The sequence below is a fragment of the Halomonas alkalicola genome (assembly GCF_030704205.1).
Classification (GTDB): Bacteria; Pseudomonadota; Gammaproteobacteria; order Pseudomonadales; family Halomonadaceae; genus Halomonas; species Halomonas alkalicola.
On sequence record NZ_CP131913.1, the window covers coordinates 438,362 to 453,316 of the forward strand.

Annotated in this window: 18 protein-coding genes; 5 read left to right on the forward strand and 13 right to left on the reverse strand. The window is 63.3% G+C overall.

The window, feature by feature from the left end; translation table 11 throughout:
- Positions 1-3 precede the first annotated feature (3 nt).
- From rfbA to B6N23_RS02115, 9 genes are all read right to left on the reverse strand, one after another.
- Positions 4-882 (reverse strand): glucose-1-phosphate thymidylyltransferase RfbA, encoded by an 879-nt coding sequence (gene rfbA / locus B6N23_RS02080; RefSeq protein ID WP_305501556.1) that lies wholly within the window; start codon positions 880-882, stop codon positions 4-6.
- A gap of 66 nt (positions 883-948) precedes the next feature.
- On the reverse strand, positions 949-2,010 hold the full coding sequence (gene rfbB, locus B6N23_RS02085; protein ID WP_305501557.1) for a dTDP-glucose 4,6-dehydratase: 1,062 nt from the start codon (positions 2,008-2,010) through the stop codon (positions 949-951).
- A 177-nt stretch (positions 2,011-2,187) separates the two neighbouring features.
- A complete protein-coding gene (locus B6N23_RS02090; RefSeq protein ID WP_305503922.1) occupies positions 2,188-3,306 on the reverse strand; it encodes an ISAs1 family transposase in 1,119 nt (372 codons plus the stop codon).
- A gap of 313 nt (positions 3,307-3,619) precedes the next feature.
- The gene (locus B6N23_RS02095) at positions 3,620-3,763 is read right to left on the reverse strand and encodes a hypothetical protein (protein WP_305501558.1); all 144 of its coding nucleotides are present in this window, start codon (positions 3,761-3,763) and stop codon (positions 3,620-3,622) included.
- Positions 3,764-3,839: 76 nt separating this feature from the next.
- Positions 3,840-4,082: a DUF2442 domain-containing protein gene (locus B6N23_RS17020; protein WP_369425123.1), complete on the reverse strand. Its 243-nt coding sequence runs from the start codon at positions 4,080-4,082 to the stop codon at positions 3,840-3,842.
- A 24-nt stretch (positions 4,083-4,106) separates the two neighbouring features.
- On the reverse strand, positions 4,107-4,946 hold the full coding sequence (locus B6N23_RS02100) for a DUF3037 domain-containing protein (RefSeq protein ID WP_379688599.1): 840 nt from the start codon (positions 4,944-4,946) through the stop codon (positions 4,107-4,109).
- Complete coding sequence (locus B6N23_RS02105; RefSeq protein WP_369424821.1) at positions 4,943-5,365, reverse strand: HipA family kinase; 423 nt, start codon at positions 5,363-5,365, stop codon at positions 4,943-4,945. Before B6N23_RS02105 ends, B6N23_RS02100 begins: the two co-directional genes overlap by 4 nt.
- Entirely contained in the window at positions 5,253-5,681 is a 429-nt protein-coding gene (locus B6N23_RS02110; protein ID WP_305501561.1) for a HipA family kinase, read from the reverse strand. The genes B6N23_RS02105 and B6N23_RS02110 overlap by 113 nt, the downstream gene beginning before the upstream one ends.
- Positions 5,682-5,739: 58 nt before the next feature.
- Complete coding sequence (locus tag B6N23_RS02115; protein ID WP_305501562.1) at positions 5,740-5,934, reverse strand: hypothetical protein; 195 nt, start codon at positions 5,932-5,934, stop codon at positions 5,740-5,742.
- Between the two features lie 215 nt (positions 5,935-6,149).
- Here B6N23_RS02115 and B6N23_RS02120 point away from each other — a divergent pair, with 215 nt between their 5' ends.
- Positions 6,150-7,175 carry a site-specific integrase gene (locus tag B6N23_RS02120; protein WP_305501563.1) on the forward strand — a complete coding sequence of 342 codons (1,026 nt, stop codon included), beginning with the start codon at positions 6,150-6,152 and terminating at the stop codon, positions 7,173-7,175.
- Positions 7,176-7,217: 42 nt separating this feature from the next.
- Here the strand turns inward: B6N23_RS02120 and B6N23_RS02125 are convergent, their stop codons facing one another.
- Genes B6N23_RS02125 through B6N23_RS02135 form a run of 3 tightly spaced genes read right to left on the reverse strand, consistent with a single transcriptional unit; the run spans position 7,218 to position 9,995 of the window.
- A complete protein-coding gene (locus B6N23_RS02125; RefSeq protein WP_305501564.1) occupies positions 7,218-9,434 on the reverse strand; it encodes a polysaccharide biosynthesis tyrosine autokinase in 2,217 nt (738 codons plus the stop codon).
- 30 nt (positions 9,435-9,464) lie between these two features.
- A complete protein-coding gene (locus B6N23_RS02130) occupies positions 9,465-9,896 on the reverse strand; it encodes a low molecular weight protein-tyrosine-phosphatase (RefSeq protein WP_305501565.1) in 432 nt (143 codons plus the stop codon).
- A gap of 3 nt (positions 9,897-9,899) precedes the next feature.
- On the reverse strand, positions 9,900-9,995 hold the full coding sequence (locus tag B6N23_RS02135) for a hypothetical protein (protein WP_379688579.1): 96 nt from the start codon (positions 9,993-9,995) through the stop codon (positions 9,900-9,902).
- Between the two features lie 87 nt (positions 9,996-10,082).
- On the opposite strand from B6N23_RS02135, the gene B6N23_RS02140 reads away from it, so the two are divergent.
- Positions 10,083-11,501, forward strand: a complete 1,419-nt coding sequence (locus tag B6N23_RS02140) for an IS1380 family transposase (RefSeq protein ID WP_305501048.1) — start codon at positions 10,083-10,085, stop codon at positions 11,499-11,501.
- 208 nt (positions 11,502-11,709) lie between these two features.
- On the opposite strand, the gene B6N23_RS02145 is transcribed toward B6N23_RS02140, so the two are convergent.
- Positions 11,710-12,735 (reverse strand): polysaccharide export protein, encoded by a 1,026-nt coding sequence (locus tag B6N23_RS02145; protein ID WP_305501566.1) that lies wholly within the window; start codon positions 12,733-12,735, stop codon positions 11,710-11,712.
- Positions 12,736-13,164: 429 nt separating this feature from the next.
- On the opposite strand from B6N23_RS02145, the gene B6N23_RS02150 reads away from it, so the two are divergent.
- The 3 genes from B6N23_RS02150 (at position 13,165) to B6N23_RS02160 (ending at position 14,953) form a co-directional block, all read left to right on the forward strand.
- Positions 13,165-13,446 (forward strand): hypothetical protein, encoded by a 282-nt coding sequence (locus B6N23_RS02150; protein ID WP_305501567.1) that lies wholly within the window; start codon positions 13,165-13,167, stop codon positions 13,444-13,446.
- Positions 13,447-13,601: 155 nt separating this feature from the next.
- On the forward strand, positions 13,602-14,171 hold the full coding sequence (locus B6N23_RS02155) for a hypothetical protein (protein WP_305501568.1): 570 nt from the start codon (positions 13,602-13,604) through the stop codon (positions 14,169-14,171).
- A complete protein-coding gene (locus B6N23_RS02160) occupies positions 14,162-14,953 on the forward strand; it encodes a capsule biosynthesis GfcC family protein (RefSeq protein ID WP_305501569.1) in 792 nt (263 codons plus the stop codon). The genes B6N23_RS02155 and B6N23_RS02160 overlap by 10 nt, the downstream gene beginning before the upstream one ends.
- The last annotated feature ends 2 nt before the right edge of the window (positions 14,954-14,955 follow it).

Genomic DNA, 14,955 nt, shown 5'->3' on the forward strand with positions numbered 1-14,955 from the left:
CAATCAAAGTTTTCCGTGAAGCAAAGCAAACAGATACTCACCATAGCTATTCTTTTTTAAACCTTTCGCCTGCGCTTCTAACCTAGCTGCCGACAACCACCCTTGATTGTAAGCAACCTCTTCCAAACAGGCGATTTTATAGCCCTGTCGTTTTTCAATCGTTTCGACGAATTGTGCAGCTTCCAACAGGCTCTCATGGGTACCGGTATCGAGCCAGGCAAAACCGCGCCCCAACAACTCGACGTTGAGGTCACCGCGCTTCAGGTAAGCCTGGTTGACGCTGGTGATCTCCAACTCGCCGCGATCTGACGGCTCCACCCCCTTGGCGATCTCAATCACGTCGTTGTCGTAGAAGTAGAGACCGGTCACCGCGAAATGAGATTTCGGCTTAGCCGGCTTCTCTTCGATAGACATAGCCCGCTTCTTGTCATCAAACTCGACCACGCCGAAGCGCTCTGGATCCTTGACCTGGTAACCGAAGACCGTGGCGCCACTTTGCCGACTCGCTGCCTGCAGCAATTTTGGAGTGAAGCCTTGGCCGTAGAAGATGTTATCGCCCAGCACCAGGCAGACGCTGTCGCTGCCGATAAACTCCTCGCCGATGATGAAGGCTTGGGCCAGGCCATCGGGGCTGGGCTGCTCGGCATAGGTCAGCTCGATGCCGAACTGGCTGCCGTCGCCGAGCAGGCGCTGAAAGCTGGCCAGATCTTCCGGGGTGGTGATGATCAGCACCTCGCGAATGCCGGCCAGCATCAGCACGGAGAGCGGATAGTAAATCATCGGCTTGTCGTAGATCGGCAGCAGCTGCTTGGAGACGCCCATTGTGATGGGGTAGAGCCGAGTGCCGGAGCCACCGGCGAGAATGATGCCTTTGCGTGCCATTGTGATTCCTTTCAGTGTTCTGTGTGCTGCCATCGCTTAGTGATTGTTCGCGCAGAATCTGCGCTCCTACATGTTAGCGGTGGTGCCCAGCCGTTCGCGCTGATAGCTGCCATCCTGTACGCGGCGGCACCACTCCTGGTTATCCAGGTACCACTGAACCGTCTTGCGAATGCCGGATTCGAAGGTCTCTTCCGGGCGCCAACCGAGCTCGCGCTCGATCTTGTCGGCATCGATGGCATAGCGCAGGTCGTGGCCGGGCCGGTCTGCCACGTAGGTGATCAGGTTGGCGTAGGGAGAGTACTGCGACGGCGCCAGCTCATCCAGCAGGGCACAGATGGTGTTCACCACCTCGATGTTCTGCTTCTCGTTATGGCCGCCGATGTTGTAGGTCTCACCTACCTCCCCTTCCGTCACCACCTTGTAGAGGGCCCGTGCGTGGTCTTCCACGTAGAGCCAGTCGCGGATCTGCTCGCCCTTGCCATAGACTGGCAGCGCCTTGCCTTCCAGGGCGTTGAGGATCATCAGCGGGATCAGCTTCTCGGGGAAGTGATAGGGGCCGTAGTTATTGGAGCAGTTGGTGATCAGCGTCGGCAGGGCATAGGTGCGCTGCCAGGCGCGTACCAAGTGATCCGAGCTGGCCTTGCTGGCCGAGTAGGGAGAACTCGGTGCGTAGGAGGTCTCTTCCGTGAAGAGCCCCTCGGACGCTTCCAGGTCACCATACACCTCATCAGTCGAGATATGGTGGAAGCGGAAGGCGTCGCGACGCTCGGCCTCCAGACCATTCCAATAGGCACGGGCTACTTCCAACAGCGTATAGGTGCCCACGATATTGGTCTGGATGAATTCCGCCGGGCCGTCGATGGAGCGGTCCACGTGGCTCTCGGCGGCCAGGTGCATCACCGCATCCGGCTGATGTTCGCGGAAGACGCGCTCCACCTCGGCGCGATCACAGATATCAACCTGCTCGAAGGCGTAGCGGTCGCTGTCGGCTACTTCCGACAGCGACTCCAGGTTGCCGGCATAGGTGAGCTTGTCGACGTTGACGACGCTGTCGGTGGTCTTGCGGATGATATGGCGAATCACGGCCGAACCGATAAAGCCCGCGCCGCCGGTGATAAGAAGTTTCATGGGATAAGGGCTACAAGAGTCGAGGAATCATAAAGCAAGGGTGGGGGCACATTGGAGCCGCGGTGGACCGCTTGGGTCAGACCCCTGCCATTGGGATATTCATGTATTGGGTAACGATGGCATTCACCGTGCTCGCCGCCGGGAGTCTGACCCGGCAGGGAAAACGCATGAAAAAAACTACACCGCAAGAATGTCCGCCAGGTAGGTCTCATCCAGCGCCGCTTTCTTCTGCTTTCGCCGGATTCCGCCTTTGAAACGGGTCTCCCCTTTCAGGTAATTCAAGGCGATATGACGCATCCTGGCGAGGTTTTCGGCCGCCTGACCGCGATGGATTTTGCAGGCGTCTTCGCGCAACGCTACATCCAGAGACCAGTGGAGTTTATTCTCGACATGCCAATGCCGGCGGGCCGCTTCAGCGAGCTTCTTGGCGCTCAGATCGGCAGAGCTGATGTAGTAGCGGATCATCGGGGCTTCTGGTTCCTTATCGCCTTCCTGGCGGAAACTCATCACCACCCCTACCGATTTCAGTCCCGGCCATTCATAGCTAAGCTCCTGAAATTCCTCAGTAACGTCGCTGACAATATGGTATCGGGTCTCTTGCCGGCCACGGTTCTTCTCATCCGTCACATAGGCGTCACCCTCGAAGCTGGCCACCTTGGCCATGGGAAATGCGGCTTCGAAGGCGTCAGCCAAGGCGGGCTGATTGTCCTTCACGGACAGCAGGTAGTCGGCACCCTTCTGCAGGGTCTGAGTGGCGATCTTCTTCTGGCACCCCATGGCATCGATCGTCACCAGACAGCCTTGCAGATTGAGAAGCTTGAGCAGCTCGGGAATCGCCGTGATCTCATTGGATTTCTCCGCCGTCTTGACCTGGCCCAGCACCACGCCATTCGCCGCACTGAAGGCACTGACCATGTGGATCGCCCCTTTGCCCTTCCCTCGGCAGTACGACCCGCGCAGCGTCTTGCCATCGATGGCTACCACCGCGCCCTCCGTCACGTCGTGGCAGGCCTTCATCCACTCGGCAAACGCTCTTTGCAGCTGCTCGGCATTCACCAGGGCCATCACTCTGGCCAGGGTGTCATGACTGGGCACGCCAGCCTCAAAATCGCCGTACTGGCGTAGAAAATCTAGCTTTGCGTGGCCAAAATCCTCAATCTCGTCCCATCCTTCAGCTCCACAGATCACTGCACAGACGGTCAGGAACAGGATGTCGGAAAGCTGATGTTGCACTTTCCAGGCCTGGCGGAAGTCGGGAACGATCGATAAATGGTGCATAAGCGACGGAGTCAGCATCGGGTCATCCATGAGCAAAAGCCGTTAGATGACCACATTAGCTCCTACTGGTAAAGCGCTACGAAGCCCGTCGTAGAGCGGTTTTTCATGCGTTTTCCCTGTCTGACCCGGCGCAGTGAAATGATGGCAACTTTTCATGGCTGAATTTCGTTAGGACGCTATTGAAAATCGGAGCTTTTGCCGGAAACGCCTCTCCGTTAAATCAGCGGGAATATTGCCACTGGGCCGGCAGTTTTGCCGTTTCAGTACCCTGCCCTGCCGGCCGTCTGGAGGCTAAAACCGGCAATTTTTCCGAAAACGTCATTTCATGAATTCAGCGGCATTTTTGCCGCTGGGCCGGAATTTTTGCCGTTTTGCTGCCCTGCCCTGCTGGCCGCTTGAGGGCCAAAATCGGCATTTTTGCCGAAAATTGCGTTTCACGAATCCCGCTGCAAAAATGCCGGAAACGCGATTTCACGCTTTGGGCACCTTCGCTAACCAGCTGTTTCTCAACGACATTAGCGATAAGGGAAGGCTACCAACCCGCTAAGACCTTATGCAGCCTTCTCTATCTGCTTATAAAGTGCATCAGGTGCTAGGTCTGCACCGTTAGGCCAACAGACAACCCCAAATTCATCGATGGTTACCAGAAAAAATAAAACTGGATCTCTTAGTGGCTCGAACACTGGACCGAACAACCTGTCCTTAAGCGAAACAACACCACTGGAGCCATCTGCAAAGACTACACGCAACCGGTAATCGCACAGTGCTTCTACATAAGTAACTTTGTACGCCATACTGACTACCGATGCAAAACGCACTTACTCTGCCTTGGCAAACTCTAGCACGGCATCCTTATGCGCCATCGGCAGGACACTGACCCCGGTCTGCTGCAGCAACGCTACGGCATGGTGGTAGGCCTCGCCCCGCTGGCTATCATCATCGGGCCCTTCTACGGCAAAGAGCACACGCCGGGGCAAGCGGTGACGTCGTTTGAGCTCATTGATCCGAAACTGCCACTTGCCACCATGTTCGACGATGTGGCTAGAGTCCTGCTGCCCTAGGTTAAGCGGCTTAATGGCGCACACAACCTCAGCCTGCTGCTTTTCAACGAAGGGGAAGCTAACGTGATACTCGGCATCGCCCAATTTCTCAGGAGTAAAACGCTCCCCGAGCTTTGCCTGGTACAGTAGTCGACGAAGCTGGCTTTCCAGCACGGTTTCGCGATATTGCTTGGTCGCGAAGCTATGCTCGACATAATAACCAAACAGCTCATCCAGTTTCTTTTCAGGCTCTTCGGCCAACACTACCCGTGGTTCGCTGAAACGCAGCATCGTTTCGCGAGGGCGAGTGAGCTCCGTAAAAAGTTGCTTGGCGAATGCCTCGTCGTTGTGCTTGAAGCGCTGTTCAAACCCAGTGTCCTTGAGTAGTGCATGAACGCGCTCCAGCTCTTGCTTAACGGCATAAATAGCAGAGCGATACAGCCGCCCCTCCAGATCTTTGAAGAAGCTTGTTAGCCGTGCATAGCGCCGAGTTTCTAACTTGAACCCGAAATAGCGGTCGCGCGGAGAGATCATCACCACGCCGACGTTGGCGAACTCACCAGTTTCCACATAGGGCATGAAACGTACAATCACGTACTGGCACGCTATGCGCTTCATCGCCACCCCCAGAATTCGTCGCGATTCACCTGGGCTAGCCCTTGGCGAATCGCTTCATGATCAAAATCGACTCGGGTGATTAGCTCCTCGTCGAGGTACCACCACTCTTCGGGAACCTGTTCGAGTATGCTGTCCCAGTGCTGCAGCGCCGCGATCATGGCATCGGCCAGCTCATGCCGGCGTAACCAGTCATGATGAATCGTAGCCGCCTGGGCGCGGAACACATGGTGCGCTAGAAAGTCATGCGGATCGAAGGCCTGATCAAAGGCTTGGTTGTGGTCGATCACTACCAGTTCACCGGCCCCCTCATCCCAGAACAGGTTCGGATTGCCACCCCTGGCTGTCAGTATGCGGTCTGCGTTGTGAATCCACCAGTCGAAAGCCAGCCAGCACCTGCTGCTGCAGCTCGCTCGGCACATCCTTCACTCGGCTGAAGCTCAGCTCCGATACGCCGCATTCCCGCGAGGCAAAGGCGGGCCCGATCCCCAGGTCGCCAAGATCCAGACCAGCCTCGAGCTCTATCAGCTCATCGGGGACATGCACGATCTCGAAAGGTGCCACCGGAAGACCGATTTCCAGCGCAAGCGAGCCGGCGATCCACTCGCATAGCTGACTACGCCGTCCCGCGCCTACTCCTTTCACGAAGTAGACATGACCATCATCACCACGACAAATATAGGGTCGGGTCATGCCTTGAGTGGATCGACGCATCACCTCAACGATTTCAACCGGCACCTAGCACAGCCTCTTGACTGCTGGCGTTACGCAGAAAGGCAAATCGCTCATCATGATTTTACTCATGAGACAGTATTACCCCCTGTTCCCGATCGATACGGTGAATCGGCAGTTCTTCGATGCGTATCACATCCACCTTGCCCTGCGTGGCGCGCATGATCTTGACGCTGAGCCAGGCCGACAGGCGCGCAGGGTGCTCAACCGCCTCATCGAGCTCGACCATTAGGTCGATATCGCCGCCCTTCGGCGTCATCAACGCGGGAGCCGAAGAGCCGGACCTCGGCGTCTTTGCCGAAAATCTCGGCAGCGGCCGCCTTGATGACATCGATTTCGTGCTGATTCAGTCGCATGTTCGTTCGTGCCGACAGGTAGGTCATGGCGGTTGCCCCCTCGGCGGCTATACTGGCTATCTATCCAGCCAAGCCCTGTCCAACATAGTCTAGCCTGACTGGGCTGGGGGGGGGTACCATGAGCCGTGATATTCACAACGGGCAGCTGATCGAGCCCGATGAGGCGGTGGTGGAGTTTGAACGCCTTCCCCAGGTGGTGAAGCGCCTGTCGGCCCGGGCGCGCCGCCATATCGCCAACAGCGTGTCGAAGAACACCATCCGCGGCATGCGGGCCGATCTACGCGTCTATCAGCGTGCGGGAGGCCTGCTGCCGGCGGATGAGTTTGATATCGCCAACTTCATCGCCGATCAGCGCGCCCTGGGCAAGAAACCCGCCACCCTCGAGCGCTATCTCAACTCCCTGCACATGTGGCATCGCTACATGAACCTTCCATCACCGGTGAGGAGCATGCCGGTGCGGGCGGTGATGCGCGGCATTCGCCGGGCCGCCGGTACGCGCCAGAAGGAGGCGCCGCCGCTGCTGCTGGAGGACCTGCACCGCCTGCTTGAGCCTATCGACCGCACTGACCTGCGCGGCAAGCGCGATAGTGCGCTGTTTGCCCTCTCCTTCCACGGCGCCTTTCGGCGCAGCGAGGTGGTGGCGCTCTACCTGGAGGATATCCAGTGGGAGGCCCGGGGCATCCTGGTGGGCCTGCGGCGCAGCAAGACCAATCAGGAGGGGGCCGAAGAGACCAAGGCGATCCTGCGCGCGCCTGAGGGTTTTCCCTACTGCCCCGTTCGGCTGCTGGAGGCTTGGCTTGCGGCCTCGGGCATCCGGCGCGGGGCGGTGTTTCGCAGCATCAGCCTGTCCGGGAAGCTGGGGGCCGGGCGACTGACCGGCTGCGTGGTGGCCCAGCGTCTGGCGCATCACCTGGAGGCGGCCGGCATGGCCGATCGCGGCTTCTCGCCGCACAGTTTTCGGGCCGGCTTTATCACCGAGGCGCATCGTCGCGGCAAGGCGGCGGTCGATATCAAACGCGTCAGCGGTCATCGCGACCAGCGCACCTTCGAGCGCTATATTCGGCGTACCGATGCGTTCGAGGGGCACGCTGGGGATTTCTATCCCGGGGTGGAGGAGGCGCTGCCCTGGTTCTATTGGCGGTGATGCTGGTTGGCCTGGCCCTTGGCGCCGTCGGTGGCCTGCCCCCTACTTGTACGAGTAGTTGTAGTAGCCGTAGCCGTAGTAGGTGGCGGCCTTGCGTTCCATGGCGTTGAGGATGGCGCCCTTGGGCGAGACGCCGGCGTTTTCCAGGCGGCGGGTGGCGATCTGGATTTCCTTCACCGGGTTGAGCTGGAAGCGCACCACCATCAGGGTGGTGGCGCACTGCTTGGCAACCACGGCGGCGTCGGTGACGGCGAGCACCGGCGGGGTGTCGATGATCACCAGGTCGTACTGCTCGCTCACCTGAGCCAGGAACTCGCTGAAGCGCTGGTGGGCAAGCAGCTCCGAGGGGTTGGGCGGTACATTGCCGCGGGAGATATAGCTCAGCCCCTCCTGGTTGCCCGGGCGGATCACCTCGTGCAGCCCGGCCTTGCCCGAGAGCAGCTCGGAGAGCCCGCCTTCGCTCTTGCCGCCGAAGGCGTAGTGCACGTGGCCCTTGCGCATGTCGGCATCCACCACCAGCACCTTCTGGCCAGCCTGGGCGCAGACGGCGCCCAGGTTCACGGCGACGAAGCTCTTGCCGATGCCGGGGCTGGGGCCGGTGATCACCAGGCGGTTGTCGCCGGCTTCCATCATGGCGAAGTGCAGGCTGGTGCGCAGGCTGCGCAGCGCCTCGATGGAGGTGTCCGCCGGGGCCTTCTCGGCCAGCACGGCGGTGGCCACCTCCTGCCCCTTGCGGTCGCGCTTGTGCTTGATGCGCTTGATCAGCTGCTGCTGGGCATCGGAGAGCGGCACGGTGGCGTAGACCGGCAGGCCGGTCTCCTCGATCTGCTCCGGCGATTCCACGCCGCGGCGCAGCAGGCCGCGCACCAGCACCACGCCGACGCTGAGCATACCGCCGAGCAGGGTGGCCAGCACCACGATCAGCGGCTTCCTGGGCTCGATGGGGCCCGGGCCCACCAGGGCGTCGTCGATGATGCGCACGTTCCCTACGGTGCCGGCCTTGGCGACCTGCAGCTCCTGCACCTTGTTGAGCACGTTGACGTAGATCGCCTGGGTGACCTCCACGTCGCGGGTCAGACGCACCACCTCCTGCTGGGCCGCAGGCAGCTGGTTGACGCGCTGGTTGAGCTGGGCGCGCTCGTCCTGCAGGTAGCGCTTCTGGCGCAGCAGGGCCTGATAGCTGGGGTGGTCGCGGGTGAAACGCTGGGCGAGTTCCGCCTCCTGGAACTCCAGTTCGTTGAGCTGGCGTTCGATCTCGATGAACTGTTCGATGGCGGCGCGGGATTCGCTGGAGAGATCCACGCTGTCCATATCGACACGGTAGTCATTCAAGCGATCCTCGGCGGCGGAGAGCTGGGCGCGCAGCTCCGGCGCCTGCTCCTGCAGGAACTCCAGGCTCTGCTCGGCCTCGGCGGACTGGCGCTCGACGTTCTGCAGCAGGAACACCTCGGCCACGGTGTCCAGGGCGTGCTTGATCTCGCGGGTGTCGGTACCGGTAAGGGTCAGGCTCAGCATGCCGGTGCTGGCGTTGCGCCCTCCCCCCACTTCGCTGACGTTGAAGCGTCCCGCCAGGCTGCGGATGGCGGCGGCTCGGCTGCGCTTGGTCAGGGTGAACTCGGCGCCGGAGGCGGCGGTGAGCTCCGCCACGCGCAGCTCGATCGCTCCGTCGAGGAACTGCGCCAGCTGGCCGACCTGCCCCTCGCCCAGCTCGCGCCCCTCGAGCCGCAGGCGGTAGCGGCCCTCGCCCAGGGATTCCAGGGTCAGCGGCTCGCCGCGCAGGCGCTCGGCCACCTCGAAACGGCCCAGTTCCAGGTGCTCGCCGCCCCACACCGCGGCCCGCCCCGCCATGAAGCCGGGGCGCTCGATGCCACGGCGGCGCAGGGCATCGCCGAGCACCGGCAGGGAGGCCGGCGTGACGACGGTATCGAGCTCCAGGCGGTCCACCACCTGGCCCAGCACCATGCGCGAGCGCAGGATCTGCACCTCGGCGGAGGTGCGGCTGTCGGTCTCCTCGCCGAAGATGCTGCCGAGGTCCCCCAGCGGGCTGATGGAGGAGCGCCGCTCCACCTGCACCAGCGCGTCGGCCTGGTAGACCGGCGTGGCCAGCAGGGCGTAGACCACCCCGGCGAAGGCGAACAGCGCGGTGACGGCGATGATCAGCCACTTGTGGTCGAGGAGCAGGCCGAAGAGACGGCCGAGGTCGATTTCGTCGTCGGCCGGGGCAGCGGCCCGCGGAGAGGATTGGGAAGAGTCTGTCATGGAGATCGTTATTCCGGAGTAACGTGGCGACTAGAGCCTGGCGGCCCAAGAGTCGGTGGCACGGCCGAGCATTCGATGGACATGTTCGAAGACTTCCCGGCTCTTGCGGTAGGGGTCGGGAATCTCGGGCTCGTCGGGGAGCCACTTGCCGAGCAGCATGGTCTTGCCCAGCGCCTGGGGGGCCAGCTCACCCACGGCGCGTCGCTGGCCGGGGCTCATCACCAGGATCAGATCCGCGTCGCCGAGCATCTCGACGGTGAGCTGGCGAGCCTGATGGTTCGCGACATCGAGGCTGTCGGCTTCGGCCAGCGCCCGGGCGGTGGGTTCGACGCCGTGGCCGACCAGGGCGCCGAGGCCGGCGGAGCCGAGCCGCCTGCCGGGCAGGGCCTCCCGCAGCATGGCTTCGGCCACGGGGCTGCGGCAGATATTGCCGGTGCAGACGACGAGAATGCGCTGGAACATGGCTTAGAGGTCCCTGGCGTCGGAGATGCTATCCGCGGTGGCGCCGGGCAGGCGGATCGAGGGCAGCAGCAGGCTGATCACGCGGTTCCAGCGCGCCAGCGGGGCGGTGGTGACGTAGACCCCGCCTTATTCATGAGACCGGCCTGAAAACGAAGATAGCGGATGGTATCCTCTTGAAAATTCAGTGTGTTCCGCCAAGAACCTGATCCAAGGGAGCCATCCGCTATGGGTGAAAGCCTATCCACCTGGACGCCCTCGTGCAACGGCTCTGTCCGTGTCGAGCTGAGCGGCCACCGCACCACCAGCGACAGCGGCGCTTTGTTGCTGCGTGAAGCCCTCGACAACAGCGGCGTGATTGAGGCGCTCGAAGACAACCTGGTCGATCCGCGTCACCCGCTGCGTATCCGCCACTCCCTGGCCAGTCAGCTACGCACCCTGGTGCTGCAGCGCGCGATGGGCTGGATCGATCTCAGCGATACCGACACGCTGCGCCGTGACCCGCTCTGGCAGTTGGCCTGTAGCGACGCGCGCGGGACGACGCCATTGGCGCAGGACCGGCCGTCTCAAGCCACGCTGTCGCGGCTGCTGACCTGCCTCGGCCGCAACGACAACATCGATGCCGTGCACGAAGGCCTGCTGCGGCTGGTGCTCTGGCGCCTGACCTCGCTGAAGAACGGCGAGCGCCCCAAGCAGCTGACGCTGGACATCGACGGCCTGCCGATCGAGGTCCACGGTCACCAAGGTGGCTCGGCCTACCATGGCCTTTACGGTACCCGCATCTACTCGCCGCTGGTCGCCTCGCTGGCCGAAACAGGCGACATGGTCGGTGGCCTGCTACGCGAGGGCAACGCCGGCCCGGCTGAGAATGCCGATACATGGATCCCCCATCTGGTGACGCGGCTCAACGAGAGCACTGGCGCCCAGGTTCGGGTGCGCATCGATGCCGGATTCACCGACAACGACACGCTGGAGGCGCTGGAAGAGCGCGACATCGAGTATCTGGGCCGGTTACGCAGCCACAAGGGCCTGCAAAAATTGGCGGCGCCCTACCTGAAGCGGCCCCGCGGCCGACCGCCTGAACAGCCTCGAGAATGGTGCCATGACCTTGAGTACCAAGCCGGTTCCTGGCCGGCACCACGGCGCGTCGTGCTGGTCGTGCAGGAGCGCCCCGATGACCTGCTGCTGCATGCCTTCTTCCTGGTCACCAACCTCAGCAAGTTCGACTGGCCGCCAGAGAAGGTCCTAGCACTCTATCGCAAGCGCGGCAGCGCCGAGGCGCACATGGGCGAAGTGAAGTCGGCGCTCGACGTGCACCTCTCGTCGACCGATCGCGGCGCCTCCACCGTTCAGGACGTGATGGCGCGCAACGAGGTGAGCTTGCTGCTCAGTCTCTACGCCTACCAGGTCCTGCATGGCCTGCGCTGCCTCCTGGAGCGGCAAACCCGACAAGGCTGGAGCCTGAGCCGGATGCGCGAGCAGGTGCTCAAGGTCGCCGCCACGCTGAGGCTGCACGCTCGGCGAATCACCGTTCATCTGGGTGCCGCCGCCGACAAGTGGTGGCCGACGCTGCTGAAGGGGCTACCGAAGCTGACCGCACTGAGCTGACGCTCCTGCGAGACCACCACAGCATCAGAAAGCGAGCGACCGGAGCGGCGGTCGGCGATCACGGCTGCTTGGACGGCCGCCATTGATTCCAAAGAGCTATAAGTAAGTAGGAAAAGGGCTGCGTTCTGGCATTACTCAACAGCCACTCGCGCTGAAGAGGCGAATCCTGATAAGCAATGCCAACAGCCAGTACCTTCAGACCGCTCAATCAGCGCCCTCGTGAATAAGGCGGGTAGACCACATCCTGGGGCTGCAGCGGGAAGTGGCTGCCCAGGGTGAAGGCGGTGGCGTTGCGGATATCGAGCTGGTAGACGGTGGCGAGCCTGTCGCTGCCCTCCCCCTGGCCACGGATCACGAAGATGCCGGATGGCTGGGCGGTGCCCTCGTCGATGCCGCCGGCGCGGGCCAGGGCATCGGTGAGCGAGAGGCGCTCGTTGCCCAGGGCGATGTTGCCGGGACGCTGCACCTGCCCCATCACCGCCACGGCCTGGTTCTCGGCGCTGGTGACGTGGAGCACGTCGCCGTCGCGCAGCAGGCGGTTCTGGGCCTGATCCCCCTGGCGCAGCAGGGCGTAGAGCGAGAGGCGCTGCTCTTCACCATCGCGGGTCAGGATCACCTCGTGCCAGTTGGCATCGTCGCGGGCGCCGCCCACCTGGCCGATGGCATCGCCCAGGGTCAGCGGCACGCTGGTGATCGGCACCGGGCCGGGCTGTTCCACCGCACCGCTGACATGCACCTTCTGGGAACGAAACGCGGCCACACCCACGTCCACCTGGGGCTCGAAGATATAGGCGGCCAGGCGCCGGGTGATCAGCTCGCGCACCTCGTCCAGGGTCTTGCCGGCCACCGGCACCCGGCCGATGAAGGGGTAGAAGATGGTGCCGTCATTGCGCACCTGGTTGCCGGACTCCGCTGCGCTGCGCTCGGCACCGGCGGGGATGGTCAGCTCCGGGTGGTCATAGACGATGATGCTGAGCACGTCGCCGGGGCCGATGCGGTAGGTCCAGGCATCCAGCTCGGCTCGCAGGGACTCGGGCATGGGCGCCGCGCGGCTGACGGTATTGCGGTAGGAGGCCACGAGCCCGGGGGTGATGGGCTCGATATCCACCAGATCGTCCAGCGGGGCGGTCTCGGTGCGGTAGTCCATGTGGCCGCCGGGGGCCAGGGCGCAGCCGGAGAGCCAGGCGGCGCCGGCCAGGGCCAGCAGCAGTCGGAAAGGAGGCAGATGGCGCATGTAGAGGGTGCCCGTCGGGTAAGGGGAAGCACGTGAATCGTGCAGACACGCTACCGCCCCAGGGTGACAAAGGCGCATCCCTGAGGCCGGCAAGACGCCCGCCGCCGCGGCGACAGGCAAGGCAATAAATTGTGCGAGTGGCTCGCCGTCCTGGCGGCCGCTCCGATGGCAGGTTATTGAAAACCCTAACTGTTACAGCATGATAACCATCGTAATTTGGCGCACGGATACTAGCATGCTAAGCCGAATGGGGACCATACGAATTCGCCAACTTGACTGGATTGTCAGTGATTTCCTACAAGCAGCAGGCATCAAATGAAAACCTTAGTTAACCCATTCCATACACACTACCAATGTCATCCCCCAGGCATTACCATCTGCGCAGGGCACCGCTGGGTGCCACGTCGCTCATCGACAAGGAGTCACTCCATGATCAAGCAAACCTTCGCCATCGCGGCCATCGCCGGCCTGCTGGCCTCCCCCCTGGCCCTGGCTCAGCAGGATGCCGACCAGGCACCGGCCGAGCCCAACGTACCCGCCCAGGCCGAGACCGCACCGCAGGCAGCGCCTCAGGCCGGCGGCGCTTCCGGCCTGGCCCAGTCCCTGGGGGTTAGCCAGACCGCCCTGACCGTGGGTATCGGTGCCGCTATCGCCGTGGGCATCGGAGTGGCCGCTTCCGGTGGCTCGTCTTCAGGCACTGGCACCAACTGATCGGATCACGCATGCCACCCGACACACCTGGCAGCGCCGTCATGCAGAGCCGCCCAAGGGCGGCTCTCTCGCGTCTATGCCCTTCCCCTCGCGCCATCGGCGCACTGCTTGTCCCCTGGATGCTGGCCGGCTGCGCCAGCGGTGGGGCGACCCCCATGGGCGACATGTTACGTGATGCCTGGGGGAGTGAGAGCGACGCCTCCGCACGCGCTGCCGATATCTCCTTCGCCAGCCTGGCGCTGCAGGCCGATGACCGCCGCGGCCTGGTGGTGCTGGGGGCCCTGGCCGAACCAGAGAGCTACTGGCCTACCGGCAATCGCGGCCTGGTGACCCTGCGCCACGAGGGGCTGCATGCCACCGCCGGCCTGGGCGCAGACCTGCTGGATACCCGCTTTACGCTACCCGAGGGCGGCACCGAGGCCCCCTGGCGGCTCCAGGCACCGGTGGCCTTCGGCCTGACCCGCAGCTGGAAGCGCGAGGATGGCCTGACCGAGCAGATGAGCGCCGAGGGCACCCTGGCCTGCAGCGCACCGGCGCCCAGGGCGCTGCCGCTGGCCACCCTGACCCTGGAGGCCTGCGAGATGACCCTGCGCTGGGAGAACGGACGGACGACCCGTGGCGAGCTGTGGCGTGACCCACAGACACGGCGGGTATGGGCCGCCAATGAGCAGGCCTGGCCCAGCGGCCCGAGGCTTCAGTGGGAGGTGGCCAGGCCATGGTGGTAATCACACGGCTGCGCTACCTGGCAGGCGCCTTTCTGCTGACGTTGCCCCTGGCGGCTGCGGCAGAGCCCGCCCAGCCTGATGCCAGGCTCTCGGATGCCTGGCTCGGCTATCTGCAGGAAAGCGAACGGCGGGTGACATGGAGCCACGCCTTCGCCCTGCGAGACGCCACCGCGGAACAGCTGGCGAACCAGCGTAGCCGGCTGCTCAACGAGCTCGACACCCTGAGGGTGGCTGCCCGGGTGGCCGGCAACGCCACGCTGATCCGGGGCCTGGCCGACTGGCGCGAGACCCTGGCCGACGTCCCCGCCCTGCCCGCCCGCACACCCGGCCGCCACGACCTGCCCTGGCTAGGCGCCAATCTGCGCCATGACCCGGCGCTCGAGCGGATACGCCACTGGGGACACTGCGAGGTGCCAGGCTGGGTGGAGATCTGGCACCCGGGCGGCGTTGCGCGGCTCGAGTGGCGCGCCGGCATGAACCTGGATAGCGCTCTTAACCGGCTCCCCGCCGAGGGCCACCGCGGCATCGACAGGGCGATGGTGATCACCCCGAGCGGCGAGCAGATCGCCCGCGGCATCGCCGCCTGGAACCACCAGGCCACGCCGCTCAGCCCGGGCAGCCGGGTAGTGCTTCCCCTGCGCGAGGCCGGCGAGCGCCGGGGCGCCCTGCCCACCTCGGTACGCCAGGAGATCACCCTGGTCAACGAGCGGCTGCCGGCGTACCTGGCGACGCGCCTACCGGGCGATGAGTGCACTCTGCAAGGCATGGGTGAAGAAGAATGAGC